This is a genomic window from Kribbella sp. NPDC051718 (assembly GCF_040681515.1).
Lineage (GTDB): Bacteria > Actinomycetota > Actinomycetes > Propionibacteriales > Kribbellaceae > Kribbella.
On sequence record NZ_JBFAYZ010000002.1, the window covers coordinates 764,670 to 789,401 of the forward strand.

A 24,732-nucleotide genomic window follows, 5' to 3' on the forward strand; every position below is an offset into this window, starting at 1 on the left:
CGCCATGACGACTATCAGGCAACGGATCCGGGCAGCGGCCGTCGGCGTCATCGTGGCTGCGAGCACGCTGACGGCGTGCAGCGGCGGTGGGGGCTCCAGTACGAACGGCACCATCGAGTACTGGCTGTGGGATTCGGCGCAGCAGCCGGGGTACCAGAAATGCGCCGATGCTTTTCATGAGCAGAATCCGGACTTGAAGATCCACATCTCGCAGTACGGATGGGACACCTACTGGTCGAAGCTGACCGCGGGGTTCATCGCCGACACCGCGCCGGACGTCTTCACCGATCATCTGTCCAAGTTCGCGCAGTTCGTTGATTTGAAGGTACTTCGGCCGCTCGACGACCTTGCGCCGACTGCTGACATCCAGGACGGCGACTACCAGGAAGGCCTGGCGCAGCTGTGGAAAGGCCAGGACGGTAAGCGTTATGGCGCCCCGAAGGACTGGGACACGATCGCCATCTTCTACGACGCCAATGTTTTGAAAGCCGCTGGTGTGGACCCGTCCGAGCTGCAGAATCTCAGCTGGAACCCGACTGACGGCGGTACGTTCGAGAAGCTGGTCGCCCATCTGACCATTGACGTAAACGGCAAGCGCGGTGACGAGCCGGGCTTCGACAAGGAGCACGTCAAGATGCACGGGCTGTCCGCGGAGGGCTCGGGCGGTGGCGGTTGGGGGCAGACCCAGTGGTCCGCGTTCGCCGGCAGCGCCGGGTGGCAGGCGACGGACAAGAACCCGTGGGGCACGAAATTCAACCTCGACCAGCCGTCGCTGCAGGACACACTGAGCTGGTACTTCGGGTTGGTGAACAAGGGCTACATGCCCAGCTACGCCGAGATCGGTGGTACCAACTCCCTCGGCACCGACAAGCAGATCCAGTCCGGTACCGCCGCGATGGGGCTCAGCGGGTCGTGGATGATCTCCACCTTCACGAAGCTGACCGACGCCAAGGGCAAGAAACTCGACATCGGGTTGGCGCCGACGCCGATCGGCCCGAGCGGCAAGCGGGCGTCGATGTTCAACGGCCTGGCCGACTCGGTCACCACCTTGTCGAAGCAACCCGAGAACGCGGCCAAATGGGTGAAGTTCCTGTCCGGCGAGGAGTGCCAGAACATCATCGGTCAGTCCGGCGTGGTGTTCCCGGCTCGGCCGGCCGGCACGGATCTCGCGATCAACTACAACAAGACCGAACGCAAGCTCGACGTCACGCCGTTCACTCAGCAGGTGAAGGACAAGACGACGTTCCTCTTCCCGGTGACCACCAACGCCGCCGACATCACGGCGCTGATGGCACCACGACTGGACGCCGTCTACATCGGCAGCTCACCGGTCTCGTCGCTCACCAAACTCAACAACCAGCTCGACAAACTCTTCGAGGTCGCTTCGTAGTCAGGCGGCGGCTCTGCCCCGTCGCCTGCCGACGGGGTGGGGCTGTTGGCTGTCGTTGAGCTGCCGCGTTCGGTGGTTGTACCAGGCGTACGCGATCAGCGCGCAGGTGATGCCGTTGAGGAAGGCAGCGGCGATGTCGGTCGGGTGGTGCATGCCCCGGTAGAGGCGGGCGTAAGCGACCAGCAGAGGCATGCACAGGCAGACGATGATCGTCAGGGTGCGGAGCCACGAGCGGTGGATGGCCAGGGCCAGGAGTGCGAACGACAGGTACAGGCCGGTGGAGGCGCCGGTATGGCCGCTGGGGTAGCTGCCCGTCGGGGGTGAGGGGTCGAGTTTTTCGACCTCGGGACGTTGCCGGCCCACGGTCTGGGAGGCGATCAGGAAGATCAGGCCCTGCATCGCGATCGCCAGCACCGGTACTGCGGCCAGCCGCCAGTTGCGGGTGCGCCAGAGCAGGATGGCGGCGACGATGATGCAGACGCCGATCACGGACTCGGTGTTGCCGATGTGCGACCAGATCAGGGTGATCGTGTTCCAGGTACTGCTCCGGTCCGCAGCGAGATCCTTGTTGACTGCCTCCTCGGAGTGGGACAGCCCGTCGAGCGGTCCCTTCAAAGCGAACCCGAAGCCGACGATCACGCCGCCCAGCGCTACGCAGGGTGCGACGGCCCGGGTGAGGAGGTCGCTGCCGTCTTGCCGATGAAACCGATCCATGATGAGTACACGATCCCTACGCCGAGGATGAATCCCGCGACCACGTCGGACGGGAAATGTGCGCCGATGAAGATTCGGTCGAGCCCGACGGCAACCACCACCAGGGCGGCCACCGCGATCCCGATCCGCCGGCCGGCAACCGACAGCAACGGCCACAACAGGAACACCATGACGCTGGCCGCCAAGGTGATGTTGAGTGCGTGACCTGAAGGAAACGAGTACCCCTGGACATGCGGCACCGAATCGTCGACGATCGGCCGCTCCCGCTGGACGACGAGCTTCGACCCCGCACCGATCGCCCAGCCGACCATCATCGTGACACCCGCCCACAGCGCCCGGCCCTTCAACTTCTTCGCCCGCCACGCCCAGATCACGACGCCGAGCGAGACGGCATAGACGCAGACCGGCTGGCTGATCGCCTGCACGACCTCCAGGGCCGTCACCAGTCCATGCCGCACGGAGAAGCTGGTCGCGCGGGCGATCGCCGAGTTGTCCACATCGATCAACGGATCGAACTGCTGCCGCACCGCGAACCCGAGCACCAGCACCGGCAGCGCGAACGCACCCATCGCGACGACCCCACGCAGCAGCCGCCACCCACGCGTCCGCACCACCACACCAGCCGTCGTCATCAAGCCCCAGTGCCCGCGCCCCCGCGCTCGAAACGCTCTACGGCTGGCTGGCCGTTGCGAGTGCCTGCTTCGGGACTGCGGCGCGCATCAGCGAGGTGTCGATCGGTACGACGAGTTCGCCGCGACTCACCCATTCGGCGATGTTGGCCACCATCGCGCCGACGGCCTGTTGGGATTGCGGCGATGGGGTGGGGACCGACCAGTTGGACGGGCAGCGGGCGACCAGGAAGCAGCCGTACGCAAAGGTCGAGCCGTTGAGGACCCGCGCCCCGGACGGTGCCGTGTAGGTCGTCACGTGCATCGGCGCCGGCTGGCCGCTCGTTCGGCAGGCGCCGGTGGCGGACGCGATGGTCGTCTGCCCCGGCTGTTGGTAGAGGCCCGGCTGGACGTAGTCGACCTCGCCCGCGATGAATCCGGGTAGTTCCGTGCCCTGCTCGACTCCATCGAAGAGCCAACCGTCCCCGGTCGTCAGGGTGTTGCCGACGACCGCGCAGATGTACTCCGCACCGAGCAGCGGCTGTGACGCATAGCCATCACCGAGGTACCTCCAGGTGCTGGATGTATAGCCAGCTGTATAGAGATCGATGTCCCAGGCCCGCCTGCTGTCATCGGTGTAGGTGATTCGCCGGTACGCCGTATTGGCCCCCAGGTTGGCCACATTGACCCCGTGGCCGTTGTCCGTACCGCCCGTGACCGGATCCGGCTGGACGACAGTCGGCACGCCGTCCTGCCGCCAGATCTCCCTCGCTCCCAGGCCTTGGTAGTAGCCCATCCGGTACGCGACGATGCTCACCGGATCACCCGAAGTCATCTTCAGGCCGACGATGTCTCCGCAGGTGGCGGACGTCTGGGTGAGGTAGGCGGCCAGCGCACCGTTCATCGCGGGCGGGATCACCCAGTCCGCGGTCCCGGTCTTCGCATTCTCGGTGGCGGTGGTTGGCCAGCTCGCCGGACATCCTGCCCGTGCGCCGGGCATCGATCCGGGCGGGATGGCGGGCATCGCGGCGGGCGGAGCGATCAGGGCGAGGGTCGTGGTTCCGCTCATCAAGGTCGTGCCGGTCGAGGTCGATGCGGACATCGCCAGGGTGAGAATTCCGCCGTACTTCGACAGTACGAGCCCGTTGACCGGGATCGACAAGCGGGCACCTGCTTGGACGGAGAGGGACGTCCGTGGCTTCCAGGTCGCATAGCCGCCCGAGGTGGCCAGCGTTCCGTTGATGCTCGTGACAGCGCCCGATGCCCCGGCCGGCAACTGCATCCGCACCGAGCCCAGTACGCCGGCTCGCCCCACCGTGCCCGTGTAGGTGAGCGTCGTCGTCTGGCCTGGTACAGGATTTGAGGCGATGATCCGTACCGCTGCCGGCGGAATGCTTGCCTGCAGCCCCAATATGCCGGTACCTGTGGACAGTACCGCCCCGGTTGTCCCGGTCGCCTTGAAAACAAGGCTCCACGAGCCGCCCCTCGGCAAGTGCACGCCGTACAGCGGGATGGCGAGCCGCGCGCCGACGCCGACAGTGATCGGCTTGACCGGACGCCAGCGAAGTACTCCGGGTGACGCCGTCGTCACGGTGCCGTTCACGGAGGTGATCCTGCCTGTCGATCCGGGAGGCACCGCCATCACGATGTCCCGCAGCACGCCTGCACGCGTGACCGTTCCCCGGTAGGTCAGGGTCGTCGCGGACGCGGTGATGGTGACGTTGGCGCTCACCGCGGCAACTGCGGTCAGTAGCGAACTCGTCACCGACAAGATGACAGCAGGAAACAACACCCTCCGGACCATGGTTCCCCCCTGGACCCCACTCCCCTTCTTTCGAGGTTAAGCACGTTGGGCCGTTCCGGAGCCGCGAGAGGTCAGTCCGTGACCCAATTGATCCCGGAACCCACTCTGCCGGCGGCGAGCCCCGGGAAATGCGCGCCCACCCCCGGCGTACTCCGCAGCCGCTCCCAGAGCCCGTCCCGACTGCGTTGAGCAGCAGCGGCGTCAACGTCACCGTAGGAATGCCAACCCGGCTCGGACAACTGGATCGGACAGGTGATCGCGTCCCCCAGCAGCAGCAGAGATTCGTTGCCTGAGGCAATCTCCAGGCACAGGTGACCCGGCGTGTGCCCAGGAGTCAGTACGACGCTGACGCCGCCGGCGATCGCGGTGTCGTGCGTCAGCGGATGCTGCCGATCGGCATGCGCCAGTAACCCATCCCGAATATGCGCCCGAATATCACCCGGCCCGTTGACGAAGTAGTCCCAGTCCGCCGCCCCGTACCAGATCACCGCATTCGGAAAGACCGGCTCAGCCGCCAGGTCGAAAAGCCACCCCACGTGATCGGTATGAAAGTGCGTGATCACCACATCGGTGATGTCGCCGGCCGCCACCCCCAACGCCCCCAGCCCGACAAACAGCTGCCCGCCGACCAACCGCATCCCCTCCGGCAACTCATCCTGATCGGGCCCCAACCCCGCATCCACCAGGATCGTCCGCTCCCCCGCCCGAATCAGAAAGCATCCGATCGGCAACCACGCAAACCCATCCCGCGCAAAGAACTCCGGCCGCGCCACCCCGTCCCCGAAGTAGGTCGGATGCACGACGAACGTCCCATCGCTGATTGCGTCGACCCGAATCTCACCGATCTGCATGAAAGCCCTTCCCGAAGAACTCAGGCGTATATGTCCGTGACAGTCACGAGCACGACATCCGCACGCTCGGACTCGGCCGTCCGGAGCGCGTCGGTGAACCCCGCACCACTGAAGCAGGCCAGCACACAACGGCCTGTGTCCACCCCTCGCGCACCGAGAACGTCACGGGCGCGGGCCAGACGATCAAGGTGGTCGACGCCCATCTTCCTGCCCCACTTGGCCTCGCCGAGCAGGGCGACTCTCGCTTCACCACGTCCGCCCTCGGTCACGGCGACATCGATCTCGGTCTGCCGGCGCGTGGCCGGATCGGAGACCACACCGCGGCCTACTTTGCCGAGCGGCGCATCGATCAGCGCCGCGCCAGGACCAAGCATGAACTCGCGACAGATCGCCTCGAAGTGTGGGCCGGCGACCTGGGAAGAGAACCGCTCGGCCGACTGCGCCCACACCTCGCGTCCCTGCCCGGACTCCAGTCGCGCCCAGGCCGGACGCATCACCGCTTCATAGAAGTTGATCAGTGGCTCGGTGATCCGGTACTGAGCCCGCCCCGATCGGAACAGGTCCTCCTCGTGTTCGAGCAGGTGGCTGTCCTCGAGCACATTGAGCGGGTGGGAGATGTCGACGGCCTTCCGGCCGATATAGTTGGCGATGCCACCTCGGGTCGAATTACCGCCGGCGACAGCCGCGAGAACCGAGTGATACAAGGCGGTGTCCCGGACATCCATCTCCTCGGCCAGCAGATAGCGTGCCTCACGGAAGAGCGGGCTCAATGGCGACAACACCGTGCGGGTGATCCAGTCGTCGAACTCGTCGAGGCTCCCCGGGGCATCCTCGGCAAGGAACTGGCGCCGGTACGCCGGCGTGCCGCCGAGCACGGCATGCAACCTGGCCGCCAGCGCGGGATCGTCCTGGACGCCCCAGAAACGGGCCGACGCGCGATAGTCGAAGGGCCGCACGACCAACTCCAGCTGGGCCCGTCCACGAAGTGGCGCAGTACTGGCCAGCAGCCCGCCCATCACCGACATCGCTGATCCGCAGAGCAGTAACCGCATGGAGCTTTCCTCGCGCTGGTACCGGTCGACCTCGCGCTGGACGATCGACGGCAACTCCGGTGCCGTCTTCGCCAGATAAGGAAATTCGTCGATCACCGCCAGCAGCGGCCGGCCCGGCGTCGCCAGGCTGAACAGGTAGCTGATCGCGTCATCCCAGTTGGCGAAGGAGAACGGCGAGGGCGACCTCGCGTGGGCAGCCAGCGCCGCACCGAACTGGCGAAGGGATTCGCCAGTGGTCCCGGCTGTGGCAGCGAAGTAGAACCCAGCCTGCTGTTCGACGAGAGCGCGTAGTAGGTACGTCTTGCCCATCCGCCGACGGCCGCTGACCACACCGAGCATGGCGTGTGGCAGCGGCCGGGTGGCGAATGCGGCCAGTCCCGCCCACTCGGCGTCCCGGCCGAAGACGTGGGCAGGCTTGGCGATGGACTCGGCCACACAGCCTCCTGCGTTTCCTAGGACTACACTTTTAAGAAGTGTACCCCTAGCAATTGCGCCTCAGTCGAGCAGCGGGAGGATGCCCTGGGATTCACCGGGAGTGATGGTGATGGGGGCCTTGGCAGAGCTTCAGGCAGTTGATTCTGAGTTGGGCGCCCAGGGCTGTGGCGGCGCCGGCGGTCAGCACTTCCTTGCGGATCAGGGCCAGTTCGCGACGGAAGGCGTCGTGGACCTTCAGGAGTAGCTCGCCGACCGAGCCGGTACGTCCGCCAGGCGGGCCGGTTGTCGCGCTGACGAGGGCCACGACCGGGATGGTGCGGGTGGTGTCGACTGGTACTTGGCCCACCCGGGATCCGCCTCGGCCAGTCGGGCGAAGGTTTGGTCGCGCTCGGCGTCTCGTAGTACGAGAGCTTCGGCCGGGTAGGTGAAGAGCCCGGTCTCGACCGTGCAGGCGGGATTGGCGAGCAGGTTGTGATACCAACCGGGCTGCTTGGGCCCGCCACCGGCGGAGCCGACTACGAGGACGCGGTCGGAGATATCGGGGTAATACCCAAGAATCACCGTCCGGGACTTGCCGGTGCGAGCACCAGTGGTTGTCAGAAGCAACAATCGCGCCCCTTCGAACGGACCACCGACCCGCGCGGCGAGGCCGAGCGTGCTCGGCCTCGGCCACAGCCGATCAGTACGGGATGGCCCTGCAGTCGGCGGGATGTCAACCTTGTCCGTCCCGATACCTCCCCGCAGCAATCGACTGAGCGACAGCCTGCATCGCATCGGCGCGCTTGCCTGTGTCTTCGATCTTCATCAGCAACCGCTCTGCGGCCAGAATCTTCGAGAACTCGAGCGGCTGATGGAAGTACTCCTTCAGCTGCACACCAGTGGATTCCTGCATTCGCAAGAAGGTGCTTCCTATGTACCCCGCCAGCCCGCCACCGGAGACCCCAAGGACGCCGACCACGACGGCTGCCGGCGTCGAGGATGTCGCCGCGGCAAGGAACGCACAGACCACGATGAACGCCAGACCGAACAGAATCGCCCGGCGCGCGTTGTGGAAGCTCTTCTCCGCTTGCGAGGTGGCGATCCGGTGGTAGTAGTCGAGGCGCTTCTGGGTCACCTCCCAGAGCGCACCGAACTCAGCCATCTGATCGATCGAGCCGATGTTCGCTTGGGCTGTCCTCAACTGGTTCCGGGCATTCTCCGTCAACAGCTCGTCGAGCCACTCGACATAGGCAAGCCGAATCCAGACAGCGCTGGACAGCCCTGCGAGTCCGAAGCAGATGAGACCGACAGTCAGTGTCCCTGCGGCCAGACCTGGCGGTTCTTCCTGTGATCTACCCAGGAAGAACCGGGCGAGTGGTATCGCGAAGAGGAATCCGATGGCCAACCCGACCACCAGCGCGACTCCGCACAAGATGAAACTCAGCGTCCAGACCCGCCGACGGACTGCCGAGTCCCGCCAGGCCTTTCGCCGCTCAGCCAGCTGAGAGCGCTCCCGATCCAAAGAACCCAGGGCGTCCCAATCGATCCAAGCCATCTCGCCTGCTTTCTCAGCGCCAGAAGGTGATGATTCTATGACCCACCGGCGTCATCACCACCGGGTCATAGAGGCTGACTCCGCTTCATCGCCAGCCGATGCGGCGTGCTAGACAATGTCTACTGTGGACTCATTGCGGGACAGGCTGGTGGCCGCCGGTGTCGAGCTTCTCGAGGAGGAGGGGCTGGGTGAGCTTTCCTTGCGCGCGATCACCCGGCGTACCGGCGTCTCGCACGGTGCACCGCGGAGGTACTTTCCTACGCATAACGCTCTGCTGGCAGCCATCGCCGGCACCGGGCTCGCTGATCTGGCTGACAGGCTCGGTACGCCGACCGCCGCCGCAACCGCCGAGGACCAGCTGATCGAACTGGGCCTTCGCTACCTGGCCTTCGCCCAGACCCGCCCCGCGATGTTCCAGCTCATCTTCCGCCACGACCTCCTCGAAGGCGCCGGCGGCAACCTGCGCGAGACCTCCCTCCCCCTACTCGCCACCATCACCACCCTGATCGAGCAAACCGGCGCCCCCGAAGCCCCTACCCGAACCATCGCCCTCTGGACCAACCTCCACGGCCTCGCCACCCTCACCATCACCAATGCCTTGGCCCTCCTCGACACCGACCCGGCCACCCTGATTCCAGGCATCGTTCGCACCCATACCCGAATCTGATTACGGAGCGTTATCTGCCCGATTCCGCGGGTAGCGGAATTGCGGTGAAAAGGGGTGGCGGGAGGAAAAAGTGCGGGGATTCGGGGAAATTGTGGAGAAAGGTGTAACGGGTCTCAGGTTGTGACGATAAAAGGTTGAGACGTCCTGGTCTTGAGGGGGGCAAGTGGACGCTCCGGTGGTTCTTCGGAATCGCCGGTGGTTTGGAGGGGGCCCCAGCAGGTGCTCGCCCGGGGCGGGGTGAGCACCTGCGGAGGGGGCCTTTTTGCTGTCCGGGGCCGGATCGGCCCGGCGCGGTCTCAGCCCTTGATGCCCACGTTCGCCATTCCTTCGACGAAGCGCTTCTGGGCGAAGACGAACATCACGATCATCGGCAGCGTCGCGAGCGCCGTGCCGGCCATCAGGTACGGCCACTGGATCTCCGCCGGGTTCTGCGCGAAGATCGCCAATCCCAACTGCAGCGGGCGCATCGAGTCCGACGTGGTGATCATCAGCGGCCAGAGGAAACCGTTCCAGGCCGCCTCGATCTGGAACACGCAGATGGTGATCAACGCCGGCTTGACCAGCGGCGTCATGATCCGCCAGAAGATGCCGAACTCGCCCAGCCCGTCGACCCGGGCCGCCTGGGCCAGCTCGTTCGGGATGGAGACGTAGAACTGCCTGGCCAGGAAGGTGAACAGCGGCGCGGCACCGAGCGGGATGATCAGGCCCCACCAGGAGTTGAGCCAGCCGATGCCACCCTGGCCGATGATGTTGTTGCCGCCGAACAGCGGGATCGACTTCACGATCAGGAACAGCGGTACCAGGATGATCTGGAACGGCACCAGCAGCAGCAGGATGAAGTAGCTGAGCAGCGCCTTCGAGCCGCGGATCGGCAACTTGGCCAGCGCGTAGCCGGCCGTAGTACAGACGGCCAGGGTGAACGCCGTCTCGCCGACCGCGATGAACAGGCTGTTGCGGAAGTACCGCAGGAACGGCGCGGTCTGCATCGCCTCGACGAAGTTGTGCCAGCGCAGCTCGCCCGGCAGCCAGGAGAACTTGGCGATCTCCAGGTCGCTCTTGAAGGCGGTCAGCACCATCCACAGGAACGGCGTGATCATCAGCAGCGCGCCGATGCTCAGCGCGACGTACAGCAGCACCCGGCCCGGCCGCAGCCCCGGCGGCTTGGTACCGACGACGGGACCGGTCAGCGTTGCGCTAGTCATTGACATCCGCCTTCTGGAGCAGGCGTCCGAGCCCGATGAACGCCGCGATCAGGATCATCATGATGACCGTCTCGGCGGACGCTGCACCGAGTCGCAGGGCCTGGAACGCGTTCTGATAGATATCCAGCACCAGCACCGTCGTCTCGGTACCGGGACCGCCCTTGGTCATCACGTACACGAGGTCGAAGACCTGGAAGGTACCGACGATCGAGGTGACCAGGACGAAGAACTGCACCGGCCCCAGCGCCGGCCAGGTCACGTTGACGAACTTCTGCCAGCGGCTCGCGCCGTCCAGCGCGGCCGACTCGAGCAGGTCGCGCGAAACGCCTTGCAGGGCGGCCAGATAGATGATGATCTTCGTGCCGAGCCCCTGCCAGATACCGACCACCATCAGCGACGGCAGTGCCGTGTTCGGGTCGGACAGCCAGCGGCCGGGGGCGAAGCCGAACAGGCTCAGGAAGCCGTTCGCCAGACCCGAGCCCGGGTTGTAGATCCACAGCCAGATGGTCGCGATCGCCACCGTCGCGGTGACGGTCGGCAGGTAGAAGGCGGTCCGGAAGAAGCCGATCGCCTTGATCTTCTGGTTCAGCCCCATCGCGACCGCGAGCGAGATCGCCATCGACAGCGGGATGACGACGACGGCGTACAGGATCGTGTTCTTCAGCGCGGCCAGGAAGTCCTGGTCGCGGAACAGGTCGGTGTAGTTGGTGAAACCCACCCAGGACCAGGAGTCGCCGAAGCTGTAGTCGGTGAAGCTCAACGTGATCGCGGCGACCACCGGGATCACGATGAAGATTCCGGAGTGCAGCAGCGCGGGCGCGAGCAGCACCCAGCCGGCCCGGACCTGACTCCGGATCAGCTTGCGGCTGTCCTTGGCCGGCGCGGCCGAACGCTTCGTACTGACTGCAGGGGTGGCACGTTCGAGGGTTGCGCTCATCGGGACTGTCCTGCCAGGTTGGCCAGCACCTTGGCGGGATCCTTCTGACCGAGGACCGCCTGGGTGAGCTGGGAGTCGAAATTGGCCCGCATCTCCAGCCAGTTGGCCGAGCCGCCCTCGTAGATGGCGAGCTCGAGGCCGCCGGCGACGAACTTGCTCAGCGGGTTCGACTGCGCCTGGGGCGAGTTGACCGCGTCCTTGTACGCCGGGATCTTCTTGTTCAGCTTGGCGATCGCGTCCAGCGAGGACGGCTTGGTGAGTGACTGGATGAACGACCAGGCCGCCTCCTTGTGCCGGCTGCGGGAGCCGATCGAGGCCAGGTCGCCACCGACGAACTCGACCTCCTTGCCGGAGTTGAAGCGGAAGAACTTCAGGTCGTCGCAGTTCTTCTGGCCGATCCCCTTGTCGGAGCAGTCGACCGCGCCACCGACGATCCCCATCGCGGCATCACCAGACAGCACGAGGGGTTGCTGGGCGGCGTTCTGCTGGCCGTACGGCTGGACGTTGTTGATCATCGACTTCAGCCAGTTGAGGACCTCACGGCCCTTGTCGTTGTTGTAGTTCGGCTGGCCGTCGACGTACAGCTGGGTGCCGGTGGAGGCGAGCAGCGTGGTGTAGGTCTGCCGGAAGCTGGTCGGCGCCGCCAGGTCGAAGCCGGACCGGGTGATGGTGCCCTTGTCGTTGCGCTTGGTCAGCTTCTCCGCCGCGGCCTTCAGCTCTTCGAGATTGGTCGGCGGCTTGTCCGGGTCGAGACCGGCCTCCTTGAAGGCGCTGATCCGGAGCGCGGCGGCGCGGGCGTCGGCGACCACGGGGTAGGCGTAGAGCTTGCCGTCGTACGTCGCTGCCGGTACCAGTGCCCCGACGCTCTTCTCCTTGATCACGTCGGGTGTCACCCCGTACGGCGCCAGGTCGGCGAAGATCCGCTTCGACGCGAACGGCTGGATCCAGCCGACGCCGGTGACCATCACGTCGTACGGGATGCCGGCCGCGATCGAGGTCGACATCTTCTCGTTCAGGTTGCCGTAGGTCGCGAAGTCGGGCTCGACCTTCATCTTCGGATAGGCCTTCTTGAAGTCCGCGACGACCTTGTCGAACTCCTCGCGCCCCTTCGTACTGGACGGGAAGGACGGGATCAGCACCCGCAACGTGCCGGTCGCCTCGGCCGGCGGCACGCCGTCGGTCGACTTGTCGATCACCCCGTTGCCACAACTACTGGCGGCCAGGCCGAGTACTGCGGCCAGCACCACCAATCCACTCCGGGCACCACGTCTCACAGGGGAACTCCTTCGCTGCCGAGCGGGACCGGCGCCAGCTACGTGACGGCCAGACCACCGAGTGCAGCGAAAGTATGGGGAAAGGGCTTTCCCGTCAATACCCCAGCGCTCGAATGATCAAATTCGATCAGCTAGTGCCGCCCCACAGGACTCGCGGACGCGGAGTTCCGGTAGGAGGCTCAAATGCTGGGTCGCGGCGGCTTGATCGGGCGGTGTCCGGAGCTTGCGGAGGAGCAGTTCGCAGGCCGCCTCACCGAGTTTCAGCTTGGGCGGGCAGACGGCGGTCAGCGGAATGACGGCCAGTGCGGCGGTCTCGTCGTTGTACGCCACGATCGCGAAATCGTCCGGGATCCGCAGGCCGCGTTCCATTGCCCGCTCGGTCAGCCGCGCGGCGTGCTCGTCGGAGTGCACCAGCGCGGCCCGGGCCCCGAACGCCTCGCATTCGGCCATGAACTTGTCGTGCTGAGCGAGCGTGGTCGGGTCCTCATCGCGAGCCGGCAACGCGACCGGCGAGATGAACAGTTCCACCCCGAGCGACTCGGCCGCCTGGGTGATCCCCTGCCGCAACCAGTACGCCGTGACGCTCGCGTTCAGGTTGATCCCGATCCGCCGATGGCCGAGCGAGACGAGATGACGCAGCGCGAGCATCGCGCCGTACGCGTGATCCGTGCGCACATGATCGTATTCACGTCCGACATCGGGGAACCCGAACGCCCGCTCCATCAGCACCACCGGTACGTCGATCGAGTCCAGCGTCCGGCTGATCTCGGCGGCGCGGCCGTCGCCGAGCGCAGTACTGAGGAGCAGCCCGGCGACCCCGATGCCGAGCACCTTCTCGAGGCGCTCGCGCTCGACAGCGACGTCGTACCCGGAGACGCCGAGCACCAGGCGGGCGCCGTACCGCTCGGCCGTCGCCTCGGCGCCGCGGATCACGTCGGTGTAGTAGAAGGTGGAGCTCGGCACGATGATGCCGATGGTCGGCTGGTTGCCGCTTTGGCCGGTGCGGCTGGTGGCCGGCGTGGTGCCGACCGCGCCGCCATGCACGCGGCGCAGGAGTCCGGCCGTGTCCAGTTCGGCGAGGTCGCGGCGTACTGTGATCGCGGAAACGCCCAGCTCGGCCGCCAGCTCGGCCACCCGCAGCCGGCCATGCCGGCGCAGGCTGCGCAGGATCAGCTCGTGGCGTTCCGGTGCGAGCATGCGGTCCTCCGGGGACGGTGATCCGGATGTGATTGTTTGTGATCATACGATCATGAGCTTCGAGGTGAGGGAGAACGTGTGAGCCAGACCGGTGGAGCCGGCCGGACCAACGCCGTGCTGTCGAAGCTGTCGGTGGTCGGTGATCTGCTGATGCTGCAGATCGTCTTCCTGGTCCTCAGCCTCGGCATCGTCACGCTCTACCCCGCGGCATTCGCGTTCCAGCGGGTGCTGCCGGACGCCCTCAGCCAGGACCATCCGCAGCTGCTCCGGCGCTTCTTCCGCCAGTTCAGGTGGGCCTTCCCGCGCTTCTGGCTGTCCGGCCTCGCCCTGTACTTCGGCAGCATCGCGCTCGCCTTCGGACTCATCTTCTGGGCGAACGCGAACGGCCCGATCCGGGTCGTCGCGCTGGTCATCCTGATCCCGCTGACCGGAATGATCATCGGGCTGTACCTCAGCGCACTCGCCGTGCTGCCCGCCGCGCCTGAGGACAGTACGCCGCGTTCGCTCTTCCGGGAGGCCAATCTTTTCCTGCTGCGGCGGTCGCTCGGGGTCGCCGGTGGCGTGATCGGTTTGTTCACTTGGTTCGCCTTGGTCAGCCAGCTGCCGACGCTGTTCGCGGTCGGTTCCGGCCTCGTTCCGGCGCTGATCGGCTACTGGATTTCGCGCAGCCGGATCGTACCGGCGAAAAAAGATTCGGGAGACGTGTCAATCTGAGCCCTTCTGGTTCGACGTAGGTGTGTAAGGCCCCTACCGGACCAGAAGGAGTACCCCGATATGTACGCGACGACCGACACCCTGGCGACGACGCCGGCCACGCAGGGCGGCCGCTCGCGCTGGCTTGCTCTCTACGTTCTCTGCGCGGGCATGCTGATGATCGTTCTCGACGTGACCATCGTGAACGTGGCGCTGCCGGCCATCCAGGACGACCTCGGCTTCAGCAGCTCCAGCCTCGCGTGGGTGGTGAACGCGTACCTGATCGCCTTCGGCGGGCTGCTCCTGCTGGCTGGGCGGTTGGGTGACCTGCTCGGTCGGCGGACCATCTTCGTCAGCGGGCTGATCGTCTTCACCGCGGCCTCCGTGCTCTGCGGGCTCGCTTCGTCTTCTGCTGTGCTCATCGCTGCACGCTTCCTGCAAGGGGTCGGCGGGGCTCTCACCTCGGCGGTCATCCTGGGCATGATCGTGACGCTGTTCCCCGAACCGCGTGAGCAGGCCAAGGCGATCGGCGTCTTCGCCTTCGTCGCGTCGGCCGGTGGCTCGATCGGCCTGCTCGCGGGTGGCGTCCTGACGCAGGCGATCAGCTGGCACTGGATCTTCTTCGTGAACCTGCCGATCGGGATCGTGACCGCGCTGCTGGCCGTTCGCGTGATCGAGAAGGACAAGGGCCTCGGGTTCGGGCGCGGTACCGACGTACCGGGTGCTGTGCTGATCACCTCGGCCTTGATGGTCGGCGTGTTCACGATCGTGAAGCCGGCCGCCGAGCTGGGCTGGACCGCTCCCCGGACCATCGCGCTGTCGCTGCTGACGCTGACCCTGCTCGCCTGCTTCATCGTGCGGGAGGCGACCGCCGCCAACCCGCTGGTGCCGTTGCGGATCTTCCGGTCGCGGACGCTGACCGGGGCCAACCTGATCCAGGCGCTGTCCTCGGCGGGGATGTTCGGGATCTTCTTCCTCGGGTCGCTCTACCTGCAGCGCGTACTCGGGTACGACGCCCTCGAGATCGGGCTGGCGTTCCTGCCGACGACGCTGGTGATGGGGCTGCTCTCGGTGAAGTACTCGGAGAAGCTCGTGATGCGCTTCGGACCGCGCCGGCCGCTGATCGGCGGACTGATCCTGATCGTGATCGGCCTGGCGCTCTTCACCCAGGCCCCCGTCAACGGCAACTACTTCGTCCACGTGATGCCGGTACTCTTCCTGCTCGGCCTCGGCGGCGGAGTCTGCTTCCCCGCCCTGATGGGCCTGTCGATGGCCGACGTGAAGCCCGAAGACGCCGGCCTCGCCTCAGGCCTGATCGGCACCATGGGCGAGGTAGGCGCAGCCCTCGGCCTAGCCATCCTGGCTACCCTCTCCGCCACCCGCACCGAGTCCCTGACCGCAGCCGGCAAGCCCGTCCTCGACGCCCTGACCAGCGGCTTCCACCTCTCCTTCGCCGTCGCCGGCCTGCTCGTAGCCGCCGCCGTCGTCATCGCCTGCACCCTGATGCGCCCGGCTCGCTCGGCCGCCGCTGAGATCGAGGTCGAGGACGACCTCGCCCTCGACGCCGCCTGACCCAAACTGCGGCTCGTTCTGGTGTGCTTGAACACCAAACGGCGACCTTGAACAGGTAATAACTTGTTCAAGGTCGCCGTTTGGTGTTCAAGGTCGCCAGTTCTGGCTGGCGCTCAGGCGGGCGGAGCACTGGAACTGGGGTGGTTGTCCACAGGGTGGGGGCGGTGGTCGTGTTCTGTCTGCGGGATAGGGAAGGATGTGGGGTGCGGCGAGCGGGGCAGAATGCTCGTCTGTCATCGGATGTAGAGGGGATGCGGGACAGTGGCATTGCAGTCGATCGAGCAGAGGATCGCCGACGAGCTGGAAGTCGGCGTGGGGCAGGTACGGGCGACCGTCGGCCTGCTGGACGAGGGCTCGACGGTGCCGTTCATCGCGCGGTACCGCAAGGAGATCACCGGCGAGCTCGACGACGCGCAACTGCGGACGCTCGAGGAGCGCCTGCGGTACCTGCGGGAGCTCGAGGAGCGTCGGCAGACCGTGCTCGAGTCGATCGAGAGCCAGGGCAAGCTGGACGACGCCCTGAAGGCGTCGATCCTCGCGGCGGAGACCAAGTCGCGGCTGGAGGACATCTACCTGCCGTTCAAGCCGAAGCGCCGGACCAAGGCGATGATCGCCCGCGAGGCTGGGTTGGAGCCGCTCGCGGACGGGCTGCTGGCCGACCCGAGCGTGCCGCCGCTGGCCGCCGCGACGGTGTTCGTCAACGACCAGGTCGCCGACCCGCAGGCCGCGTTGGACGGCGCCCGGTCGATCCTGGTCGAGCGGTTCGCCGAGGACGCCGACCTGATCGGCGAGCTGCGTGAGCGGGTCTGGTCGCGCGGTCGGTTCGGGTCGAAGGTGCGTGAGGGCAAGGAGACCGAGGGCGCGAAGTTCTCGGACTACTTCGACTTCGACGAGCCGTTCACCAAGATGCCGTCGCACCGGATCCTGGCGATGTTCCGTGGCGAGAAGGAAGAGGTCCTCTCGCTGACCGTCGAGCCCGAGCCGGCCGGCGCCGAGGAATCGGACGGCCCGACGGAGTACGAGGCGACCATCGCCCGCAAGGTCGGGGTGGAAAACAAGGGCCGCCCGGCCGACCAGTGGCTGGTCGAGACGGTCCGCTGGGCCTGGCGGACGAAGATCCTGGTCCACCTCGGTATCGACCTGCGCACCCGGTTGCGCCAAGCCGCCGAAGACGAGGCGGTCCGCATCTTCGCGTCGAACCTGCGCGATCTGCTGCTCGCGGCACCGGCCGGCACCCGTGCGACGATGGGGCTCGACCCAGGCTTCCGTACTGGCGTCAAGGTCGCCGTGGTCGACGCGACCGGCAAGGTCGTCTCCACCGGGGTGATCTACCCGCACGTCCCGCAGAACCAGTGGGACCGGTCGATCGCGACGCTGGCCGCGCTGGCCGCCGCGCACAAGGTCGACTTGATTGCCATCGGCAACGGTACGGCGTCGCGGGAGACCGACAAGCTGGCGGCCGAGCTGATCGCCAAGCACCCGGAGCTGAAGCTGACCAAGGCGGTCGTGTCCGAGGCGGGGGCGTCGGTGTACTCGGCGTCCGCGTTCGCCTCGGCCGAGCTGCCCGGGATGGACGTCACGCTGCGCGGCGCCGTGTCGATCGCGCGCCGGCTGCAGGACCCGCTGGCCGAGCTGGTGAAGATCGATCCCAAGTCGATCGGCGTCGGGCAGTACCAGCACGACCTGCCGGAAGCCTCGCTGTCGCGTTCGCTGGACGCGGTGGTCGAGGACGCGGTGAACGCGGTCGGCGTCGACCTCAACACCGCCTCCGCGCCGCTGCTGACCCGGGTCTCCGGGATCACCCAGGGGCTCGCGGACAACATCGTCATCTACCGCGATCAGAACGGTCCGTTCAAGACGCGGACCGCGCTCAAGGAGGTGCCGCGGCTCGGCCCGAAGGCGTTCGAGCAGGCGGCGGGCTTCCTGCGGATCCCTGACGGTGCGGACCCGCTGGACTCGTCCAGCGTGCACCCGGAGGCGTATCCGGTGGTGCGCCGGATCATCGACTCGACCGGTACCGACCTGAAGTCGCTGATCGGTTCGCCCGCGTTGAAGGCGCTGAAGGCTGCCGACTTCGTGGACGACATGTTCGGTCTGCCGACGGTGACCGACATCCTGGCCGAGCTGGAGAAGCCGGGGCGCGACCCGCGGCCGGCGTTCAAGACCGCGACCTTCGCCGAGGGCGTCGACAAGATCGGCGACCTGAAGCCGGGGATGCGGCTGGAGGGCCAGGTCACCAACGTCGCGGCCTTCGGCGCGTTCATCGACATCGGTGTGCACCAGGACGGTTTGGCGCATGTGTCGGCGCTGTCGAAGAACTACGTCAAGGACCCCCGCGAGGTCGTCAAGCCGGGCGACATCGTCAAGGTGAAGGTCCTCGAGGTCGACATCCCCCGCCAACGCATCTCCCTGACCTTGCGCCTCGACGACGAGGTAGGCGCCCCCAACTCCGGCCCCCGTACCGGCGAAGGCCGCTCAGCCCGCTCCGGCGAAAACCGCGGCGGCCCAGGCGGTCCCAGCGGCTCGGGTGGCGGGCGGGGTTCCGGCGGCGGCCGAGGCCCGGGTGGTTCCGGCGGCGGAGGTCGCGGCCCGGGCGGCGGCGGTGGTGGTCGCGGCGGGCAGGGTGGCAGCGGCGGTCAAGGTCGCGGTGGGCAGGGCGGCCGGCGTTCCGGCAACTCGCAGCCGGCCAAGGACGTACCGATGGACGAAGGCTCCCTCGCCGACGCCTTCCGCAAAGCAGGCTTCACCGTCCGCTGACCAGCAGCCCGAACGGCTGGCGGGCTTCACGTCCGCTGGCCTGAGACCGAACGAACCGGCCGGCATCCCTCGGGGTGTCGGTCGGTTTGGTTGTTGGGGGTTGGGGGTGGTGTTGTGGCGGGTATGCATCTTGAGCAGTTTGCGGTGATTGTTGATGAGTACGACGCCGCCATCCGGTTCTATGTCGACGTGCTGGGGTTCGAGTTGGTCGAGGACTCGCCGTCGCTCACCAACGACGGCCGGCCGAAGCGATGGGTGGTTGTCCGGCCGCCCGGCGCGACGACCGCGTTGCTGCTCGCCAAAGCGGATGGTGAGCGCCAGGAGCAGGTGGTTGGGAATCAGTTCGCCGGGCGGGTGGGGTTGTTTCTGCGGGTCGATGACTTCGAGGAGACTTATCAGCGGATGCGCCGGATGGGGGTTGAGTTCGTCGGCGAGCCGAGGGACGAGCAGTACGGCCGGGTGGTCGTCTTCGTCGACGTCTCCGGGAACCGATGGGATCTCCTCGGGCCCCGTCAGGACGGGTAGATCATCTGGGTTGGTGGGTTCGCGGTGCGGCGAGCCCAGGGGTAGTAGATGGCAGCGGTGACGAAGAGGCCGACGAGCCAGGAGATGTCGGCGCCGCCCAGAGCATCGGTAATCGGGCCGGTGTAGAGCTTTTGGGCGAGGAACGGGATCTGTAGGGCGATGCCCGCGAGGTACGACACCAGGGCGGCGCCGTTCCAAGCGCCGTACCGGGCCCCCGGGTCGTACAGGGCAGGGATGTCGACCCGTTCCTTGGAGATCAGGTAGGAGTCGGTCAGGTTGATCGCGCTTCACGGAGTGAAGACCATCAGCAGGACCAGGACGAAGTTCTTGAAGTTGTCGAGGAAGTTCGCCGACGCGAAGATCGCGATCAGCACCGAGACGAGCAGGAAGACGATCGTGTACGCCGAACGCGCGGCCGGACCGATCTTGGCAGCTCGCGTGAAGGCGGAGACCGTGGTGAGCAGGGTCATCGAGCCGCCGTACGCGTTGAGGCAGTTGACGGACAGCTTGCCGACGACGATCACCAGGTAGATCAGTAACGCGATGCCGCCGGGGCCGGCGAGCGTACCCAGGTAGCCGACCTGGTTGGACAGGAAGCCGGCGCCACTGGCCGCGACGAGGGCGCCGGGACACTTGCGTCATCGACCATTGGGAGCCGATCACCGAGCCCGCGAAGGTGGCGAGGAAGGTCGTCCGCTCGGGGGTGTCGCGCGGGAGGTAGCGCTAATAGTCGGCGACGTACGGGCCGAAGGTCAGTTGCCAGCCGGCGCCGAGCGAGATCGCCAGCAGGAAGGTCATCCAGTCGAACGGCTTGGCGCCGAACAGCGCACCGACGTCCTCGGTGATCAGCAGCCGGATGCCGAGATAGGTGAAGCCGAGAATGCCGACACGGTCGCGATCCGTCCGAGCCGATGGATCCAGCGATACCCGAGCGTGGCGCCGATCGCGGTCAGCGGCCCCGAAGATGACGATGCCGATCGCGGCCGCGCCGACGTGCAGGATCTTGTTGACCGCCTGCCCCGCGAGCACGGTCCCCGTGGCGGCGAACCCGAGATACATCACCACGACGAGCACCAGCGGCACCACAGCGCCGTACACCCCGAACTGCGCCCGGCTGGAGATCATCTGCGGCAACCCCAGCCGCGGCCCCTGCGCCGAATGCAATGCCATCACGATCCCACCGAGCACGTTGCCCAGCAGCAGCCCGATGATCGCCCACAACGCATCGGCCCCGAACACCACCGCCAGCGCCCCGTCGACAACCGCGGTCCTGCATATTCGCGCCGAACCACAACGTGAACTGACTCAACAGCGTCCCATGCCGCTCCCCCGCCGGCACGACATCAATACTCCGCCGCTCCACCACCACCTTGCCCACAAAAACATGTTGCCACCGACAACGAGTCCCTAACCCGCACTACGAGACACCACAGCCAGCCGACGACGCGTGGGCCCCAGGCGTGCCCCACCGACTCGGCGCGGCGCTGTGGGTGCTCGGAGGGCTAGCGGAGGTCGGCTAGGTGGCCGTTTGGGTCGCCTAGGTGGATTGCTGTTGCTTTGGGGGTGTAGCCGAGGCGGCGGTAGATGCGGTCGGCGCCGTCGTCGCCGGGGGTTAGCCAGGCGAGGGTGGCGTGGCCGGTTTCGAAGGCTTGTTGGGTGGCGTAGGCGGTGGCTAGCGCTCCTAGGCCTTGGCGTCGGTGGGAGTGCAGGGTGCCGACGCCGGCGACCTCGGTGACGCCGTCGGCGATGGCCGTCCAGGCGGCAGTGGCGACCGGTACGCCGTTCTGGCGGATGAGGATGCTGGCGCCGTTGGCAGGGTCGGGCTGGAACGGGTTTGCGGCGTCCTCGGTCTCGTAGGCGTCAGCGGCGACCGCGTCTGCCTCGGACTGCTCGTCGGGGGAGGTGATGACCGAGGCGGTGATGCCTTCGGGGAAGTCGGGGAGTTCGAGTTCGGCGGGCTCGACCACCAGCAGCGGCGGACGCGAGGCGATCGTCATGCCGTTCGCCACGAGAGCCTCGGCCAGCCCCGGGTTGGCTTCCTCGATCAACTCGACATGCAGCCAACGCCCCTCGGCGGCGAAGGCCTGGCGAATCGTCTCCAGCGCCCACGTCACCTCTTCGGGATCGAAGGGCGTCCCCGGATCGGCGGCGACAGCACTGGACAGGAACCACACATCCTCGTCGTGCAGCATCCCGATCAACGGACCAGCCACGATCTGCCGTCGGGACCGACCCAGACCGACCATTTGAGCGGACGCAATCCGCGCAGCAATCTCCACTTTCTTGACCCTAGCCGGGTCGGCAACCACCTGCTCGGCAATTGGCGGACAGCGCCATCGGCCGCACCCGCCGCCGGCTACAGATCAGCACTCAGCCTCTGCCTGCGAGGAGGAGTAGGTCGAGGAGGCGGTCGAGGTCGGCTGAGGTGGGTTTGGCTGGGAGGAGGGCAGCGAGGGCGTCGAGGATTGTGATCAGGTGGCGCTCGACGGAGCGTTTGGTTTCGGCGCGGGCAGCTGCCAACTCCGCGATGACTCGGCGGGCGCGGGGGGAGGCGGCCAAGAGGTCGGCGGCGGCCGATGGCTCTGACTGTGCTGATGGTGTCTCGTCGACGATCGTGAGTTGCAGCTGGGCGCCAAGGGCGGACACCAAGCGGTCCAGTGCGGAGAGGGTGGGGTTGCCGCGGCCGTTCTCGAGGTTGGCGATGTACGGGACGGAGAGGCCGGCGTCGACGGCGACGGAGGCGATCGTGCGGTTGGCTGCCTTGCGGCGGTCTCTCAGTTCGGCGCTCAGGTCCACAGAAGGAGACTATCCTCACAGAACACTATTGCCAAGAAGTGTCTCCTGAAGATAGTTTCAACCGACGTGAGGCTCCTCAGGAACGGTGACTTCAGGCGGCTCTGGATCAGCGGCACGATCTCCGGCATCGGCTCCTGGCTGCTGGTGGTCGCGATCCCGGTCCACGTGTTCCAGCTGACCGGCTCGGCGGCGGCAACGGGATTGACGGTCGCCCTGGAGGCCGTACCGGCGCTGATTGTCGGACCGTGGGCCGGCGTACTGCTCGATCGCTGGAATCTGTCGCGCGCCATGTGGCTGGCCGATCTCGCCAGCGCGGCGGCCGTCGCGTTGATCCTGTTCGCCGACTCCGCCGACCGCATCTGGCTCGTGTACGTCGCAGTACTGGCCGAGAACCTGGCGACGACGGTCTTCAGACCCGCAGCCCGGGCACTCACCCCAGCCGTCGTGGGCACCGGTGAAGACCTAGCGGCAGCTAACTCACTCAGCGCCTTCTCCGGCAGCGTGATCCGCCTGGCCGCACCACCCCTCGGCGCACTCGTACTCACGGGCCCGGGAATCACCTTCGTCCTGATCCTCGACATCATCAGCTATTTGTTATCGGCAGCAATCATCGCCTCGATCAGCTATCGACGACTGGTCACAGAAACCCAAACAGACAAGGGATTCCAGGCACTCAAGGAAGGGCTGCGAGGAGTCGCCAGGAGCAAGATCCTCTCCGGAATTCTGATCGCGAACGGCGTCTTCCTGACCGCCAACGCCGGAGCAACAGCACTCCTGGTCCCGTTCACCGTCGAGCGACTCGAAGCACCCGGCCAAACAGTCGGCTACCTGATCTCAGGACTAGGTGCCGGCTTCCTACTCGGCGCCGCACTGAGCCCAAAAGCCCTTACCTGGTTAAGTATTCGCGATCTACTCATCGTCACCCAGCTAGCCGTCGGCGCAGCATTCTTCGCCTTGTTCAACGCCCCCAACATCCCCTCGGCGATCGCCGCCACCGCGCTGATCGGATTCCCCGGCAGCATCCTCTTGATCACCGCAGAAACCACAGTCCAACGCGTAGCCCCCACCGAACTGCTAGGCCGCATCGGCTCCCTCTTCTTCGCGATGGACTCCCTCACCGTAGTGATCGGTGCCCTGACCGCCCCCGCCCTGGCCGGCCTCATAGGCCTACCACTCACCCTCAACACGATCGCCGCTTTCGCAGTACTAGCCGCCCCCGTCACGCTCGTCGCAGTACCAAGCCATCCAGCAAAGCTCAGCCGGACAAAGCACCCGACACCGTGATCACATGCCCATCCCCAAGCCGAAACGCGAACTCGCGCCGAGCCCACGGCATATCCGCCGGGAAAGCCCCAGCCGAGCGAACTCCACCTCCGGCTCGCCGTACTGATAGAGCACCTGCAGCCCCAGCACGCGCACCAACAGCTCCGCAGTGACAGCCACATCCCACACAGCCAACTGCGGCCGAACCCCAAGCACGGTCGGCACGACAGGCTGCGCCGCCCGAACCATCACCACCCACTGCGAGACCTCACCAAGATTCAACCGCGGCAGCCGCGCGGCAACCTCCAGCCGGGCCTTGCGAGCCACCCCGATCGATCGGTCGTTGCGAGCGTCGATCCAGGCTTCGACGCCATCGATACCCGGCAGCGTCAGCAGGTGCTCGACGACAGCACGCGCCGCCTCACCCATCAGCCCCTGGCTCCACTCATCCGGCCGGAGGTACTCGGTGGTCAGGTGCATGGCGTCATTCTGGGTGACACCGGGCGCTACGCGGTGTAGTTACGGCCCTGGTTGTAAGTATTTGTGGACAGGGTGTGCGACGGCCTGATCGGCGTGGCGCGAAGGGAATCCTGCGGGCCGATCAGCGGGTCGCGAGCGAACAGTTCGGAGCGTGGCCAGGTGTGCGCCTGGAGTTACCAGGAAGCCCTACATTTGCAGCGGGGTCTAATAGAACCGGCTGTCCGAATCGTTATTGGCAAATTCCTGCAAACATTCTTGACAGGCCATAAAGCCAGCCACTTCCCGGAACCGCTACCGGTGCCCTGACCAGCGGTTTCACGGTGCGAACCAGAGCAGCGTAAGGCCTCTGTAAAGGTCCCTGCCAGTCTATTCCGGGGGCAGGCTTTATACGGTGTTCTTTCCTTATGCCCAGCGTCGGGCAGCCCCCTCGAGAACTGGTGACCACGATGACCGAGTCGATCGAGATTCCCGCCTCGCACCGCCGCGTGCGGGTCTGGTTCGGCCACACCACGATCGCTGACCACATCGCCGACGTCGACCACGCAGCGCAGTACGAAGAAGCCATGCGCCGCCGGTTCGCCTCGCTGCGAGTGACCAGCGAGCCGGTTCTCGTCGACGCGGTCGGCGCTCCGGAGCGCTCGCGATGACCACCCGTCCGACGCTGCTCGGCTATGTCCGGGCCGACGCGCTCAGCTGCGCCGAGGAACTGGCCGCGGCCACGAACTCGCTCGCCGCGTTCGCCAGCGCCGAGGGATTCACCCTCGGCACGGTGTACACCGAGCGCGACGCCGCCGAGTCCGCCGCGTTCCACGCGCTGCTGGACGAAGTGAAGCGGACGGACGTACGAGCGGTCGTAGTACCGACCCTGCAGCACCTCGGAGCCAACGGTGCGCCGGTCGGAATGCAGAAGGACCTCGAGTTCCACCAGGCGCACGTCTGGGCGGTCGACGCGAGATAACCCCATAAGCAAGCGGAGCTGGC

Annotated in this window: 27 protein-coding genes; 9 read left to right on the forward strand and 18 right to left on the reverse strand. The window is 66.4% G+C overall.

The genetic code is table 11. The annotated features are described in order from the left end of the window. Positions 1-4: 4 nt before the first annotated feature. A complete protein-coding gene (locus AB0M15_RS10285; protein WP_363816020.1) occupies positions 5-1,390 on the forward strand; it encodes a sugar ABC transporter substrate-binding protein in 1,386 nt (461 codons plus the stop codon). Here AB0M15_RS10285 and AB0M15_RS10290 read toward each other — a convergent pair whose 3' ends face one another. The 8 genes from AB0M15_RS10290 to AB0M15_RS10325 all read right to left on the reverse strand — a co-directional run bounded on the left by AB0M15_RS10290 (position 1,391) and on the right by AB0M15_RS10325 (position 8,388). Beyond that, the gene (locus AB0M15_RS10290; RefSeq protein WP_363816022.1) at positions 1,391-2,104 is read right to left on the reverse strand and encodes a phosphatase PAP2 family protein; all 714 of its coding nucleotides are present in this window, start codon (positions 2,102-2,104) and stop codon (positions 1,391-1,393) included. It abuts the gene before it with no gap. Next, the gene (locus AB0M15_RS10295; RefSeq protein ID WP_363816024.1) at positions 2,041-2,736 is read right to left on the reverse strand and encodes a phosphatase PAP2 family protein; all 696 of its coding nucleotides are present in this window, start codon (positions 2,734-2,736) and stop codon (positions 2,041-2,043) included. Before AB0M15_RS10295 ends, AB0M15_RS10290 begins: the two co-directional genes overlap by 64 nt. A gap of 37 nt (positions 2,737-2,773) precedes the next feature. Then, the gene (locus tag AB0M15_RS10300; protein WP_363816026.1) at positions 2,774-4,477 is read right to left on the reverse strand and encodes a N,N-dimethylformamidase beta subunit family domain-containing protein; all 1,704 of its coding nucleotides are present in this window, start codon (positions 4,475-4,477) and stop codon (positions 2,774-2,776) included. 110 nt (positions 4,478-4,587) lie between these two features. Then, entirely contained in the window at positions 4,588-5,367 is a 780-nt protein-coding gene (locus AB0M15_RS10305; protein ID WP_363816028.1) for an MBL fold metallo-hydrolase, read from the reverse strand. 20 nt (positions 5,368-5,387) lie between these two features. Continuing rightward, positions 5,388-6,854 carry an ATP-binding protein gene (locus AB0M15_RS10310; protein ID WP_363816030.1) on the reverse strand — a complete coding sequence of 489 codons (1,467 nt, stop codon included), beginning with the start codon at positions 6,852-6,854 and terminating at the stop codon, positions 5,388-5,390. Positions 6,855-6,945: 91 nt separating this feature from the next. Continuing rightward, positions 6,946-7,200 carry a hypothetical protein gene (locus AB0M15_RS10315; protein WP_363816603.1) on the reverse strand — a complete coding sequence of 85 codons (255 nt, stop codon included), beginning with the start codon at positions 7,198-7,200 and terminating at the stop codon, positions 6,946-6,948. Next, positions 7,089-7,628: a nitroreductase family deazaflavin-dependent oxidoreductase gene (locus AB0M15_RS10320; RefSeq protein WP_363816032.1), complete on the reverse strand. Its 540-nt coding sequence runs from the start codon at positions 7,626-7,628 to the stop codon at positions 7,089-7,091. Before AB0M15_RS10320 ends, AB0M15_RS10315 begins: the two co-directional genes overlap by 112 nt. Next, on the reverse strand, positions 7,567-8,388 hold the full coding sequence (locus tag AB0M15_RS10325) for a hypothetical protein (protein WP_363816034.1): 822 nt from the start codon (positions 8,386-8,388) through the stop codon (positions 7,567-7,569). The genes AB0M15_RS10320 and AB0M15_RS10325 overlap by 62 nt, the downstream gene beginning before the upstream one ends. A 124-nt stretch (positions 8,389-8,512) precedes the next feature. Here AB0M15_RS10325 and AB0M15_RS10330 point away from each other — a divergent pair, with 124 nt between their 5' ends. Beyond that, positions 8,513-9,055 (forward strand): TetR/AcrR family transcriptional regulator, encoded by a 543-nt coding sequence (locus AB0M15_RS10330; protein ID WP_363816036.1) that lies wholly within the window; start codon positions 8,513-8,515, stop codon positions 9,053-9,055. A gap of 296 nt (positions 9,056-9,351) precedes the next feature. Here AB0M15_RS10330 and AB0M15_RS10335 read toward each other — a convergent pair whose 3' ends face one another. The 4 genes from AB0M15_RS10335 to AB0M15_RS10350 form a co-directional block, all read right to left on the reverse strand. Continuing rightward, positions 9,352-10,257 carry a carbohydrate ABC transporter permease gene (locus AB0M15_RS10335; protein ID WP_363816038.1) on the reverse strand — a complete coding sequence of 302 codons (906 nt, stop codon included), beginning with the start codon at positions 10,255-10,257 and terminating at the stop codon, positions 9,352-9,354. Continuing rightward, a complete protein-coding gene (locus tag AB0M15_RS10340; protein WP_363816040.1) occupies positions 10,250-11,194 on the reverse strand; it encodes a sugar ABC transporter permease in 945 nt (314 codons plus the stop codon). The genes AB0M15_RS10335 and AB0M15_RS10340 overlap by 8 nt, the downstream gene beginning before the upstream one ends. Next, positions 11,191-12,468 (reverse strand): extracellular solute-binding protein, encoded by a 1,278-nt coding sequence (locus AB0M15_RS10345; protein ID WP_363816042.1) that lies wholly within the window; start codon positions 12,466-12,468, stop codon positions 11,191-11,193. The genes AB0M15_RS10340 and AB0M15_RS10345 overlap by 4 nt, the downstream gene beginning before the upstream one ends. A gap of 117 nt (positions 12,469-12,585) precedes the next feature. Beyond that, positions 12,586-13,665: a LacI family DNA-binding transcriptional regulator gene (locus AB0M15_RS10350; RefSeq protein WP_363816044.1), complete on the reverse strand. Its 1,080-nt coding sequence runs from the start codon at positions 13,663-13,665 to the stop codon at positions 12,586-12,588. 78 nt (positions 13,666-13,743) lie between these two features. On the opposite strand from AB0M15_RS10350, the gene AB0M15_RS10355 reads away from it, so the two are divergent. The 4 genes from AB0M15_RS10355 (at position 13,744) to AB0M15_RS10370 (ending at position 19,212) form a co-directional block, all read left to right on the forward strand. Further along, positions 13,744-14,379 carry a DUF624 domain-containing protein gene (locus AB0M15_RS10355; protein ID WP_363816046.1) on the forward strand — a complete coding sequence of 212 codons (636 nt, stop codon included), beginning with the start codon at positions 13,744-13,746 and terminating at the stop codon, positions 14,377-14,379. A 60-nt stretch (positions 14,380-14,439) separates the two neighbouring features. Then, entirely contained in the window at positions 14,440-15,930 is a 1,491-nt protein-coding gene (locus AB0M15_RS10360; protein WP_363816048.1) for a DHA2 family efflux MFS transporter permease subunit, read from the forward strand. A gap of 261 nt (positions 15,931-16,191) precedes the next feature. Continuing rightward, positions 16,192-18,687 (forward strand): Tex family protein, encoded by a 2,496-nt coding sequence (locus AB0M15_RS10365; RefSeq protein ID WP_363816050.1) that lies wholly within the window; start codon positions 16,192-16,194, stop codon positions 18,685-18,687. A 123-nt stretch (positions 18,688-18,810) separates the two neighbouring features. Then, complete coding sequence (locus tag AB0M15_RS10370) at positions 18,811-19,212, forward strand: VOC family protein (protein ID WP_363816052.1); 402 nt, start codon at positions 18,811-18,813, stop codon at positions 19,210-19,212. Here AB0M15_RS10370 and AB0M15_RS10375 read toward each other — a convergent pair. The 5 genes from AB0M15_RS10375 to AB0M15_RS10395 form a co-directional block, all read right to left on the reverse strand. Then, complete coding sequence (locus AB0M15_RS10375) at positions 19,200-19,493, reverse strand: cytosine permease (RefSeq protein WP_363816591.1); 294 nt, start codon at positions 19,491-19,493, stop codon at positions 19,200-19,202. The genes AB0M15_RS10370 and AB0M15_RS10375 overlap by 13 nt on opposite strands. A gap of 6 nt (positions 19,494-19,499) precedes the next feature. Then, positions 19,500-19,736 carry a hypothetical protein gene (locus AB0M15_RS10380; protein WP_363816054.1) on the reverse strand — a complete coding sequence of 79 codons (237 nt, stop codon included), beginning with the start codon at positions 19,734-19,736 and terminating at the stop codon, positions 19,500-19,502. A 199-nt stretch (positions 19,737-19,935) separates the two neighbouring features. After that, on the reverse strand, positions 19,936-20,454 hold the full coding sequence (locus tag AB0M15_RS10385; RefSeq protein ID WP_363816056.1) for a cytosine permease: 519 nt from the start codon (positions 20,452-20,454) through the stop codon (positions 19,936-19,938). A 260-nt stretch (positions 20,455-20,714) separates the two neighbouring features. Further along, positions 20,715-21,491 (reverse strand): GNAT family N-acetyltransferase, encoded by a 777-nt coding sequence (locus AB0M15_RS10390; RefSeq protein WP_363816058.1) that lies wholly within the window; start codon positions 21,489-21,491, stop codon positions 20,715-20,717. Between the two features lie 91 nt (positions 21,492-21,582). Beyond that, a complete protein-coding gene (locus tag AB0M15_RS10395) occupies positions 21,583-22,008 on the reverse strand; it encodes a helix-turn-helix transcriptional regulator (protein WP_363816061.1) in 426 nt (141 codons plus the stop codon). A gap of 66 nt (positions 22,009-22,074) precedes the next feature. Here AB0M15_RS10395 and AB0M15_RS10400 point away from each other — a divergent pair, with 66 nt between their 5' ends. Beyond that, positions 22,075-23,292: an MFS transporter gene (locus tag AB0M15_RS10400; protein ID WP_363816063.1), complete on the forward strand. Its 1,218-nt coding sequence runs from the start codon at positions 22,075-22,077 to the stop codon at positions 23,290-23,292. Here AB0M15_RS10400 and AB0M15_RS10405 read toward each other — a convergent pair whose 3' ends face one another. Beyond that, a complete protein-coding gene (locus AB0M15_RS10405) occupies positions 23,293-23,751 on the reverse strand; it encodes a GNAT family N-acetyltransferase (protein WP_363816065.1) in 459 nt (152 codons plus the stop codon). Positions 23,752-24,197: 446 nt separating this feature from the next. Between AB0M15_RS10405 and AB0M15_RS10410 the strand changes: the two genes are divergently transcribed. Both AB0M15_RS10410 and AB0M15_RS10415 read left to right on the forward strand, forming a co-directional pair. Next, positions 24,198-24,398, forward strand: coding sequence for a hypothetical protein (locus AB0M15_RS10410; protein ID WP_343967231.1), 201 nt, complete (start codon positions 24,198-24,200; stop codon positions 24,396-24,398). Continuing rightward, entirely contained in the window at positions 24,395-24,709 is a 315-nt protein-coding gene (locus tag AB0M15_RS10415; RefSeq protein ID WP_344844697.1) for a hypothetical protein, read from the forward strand. Before AB0M15_RS10410 ends, AB0M15_RS10415 begins: the two co-directional genes overlap by 4 nt. Positions 24,710-24,732 lie beyond the last annotated feature (23 nt).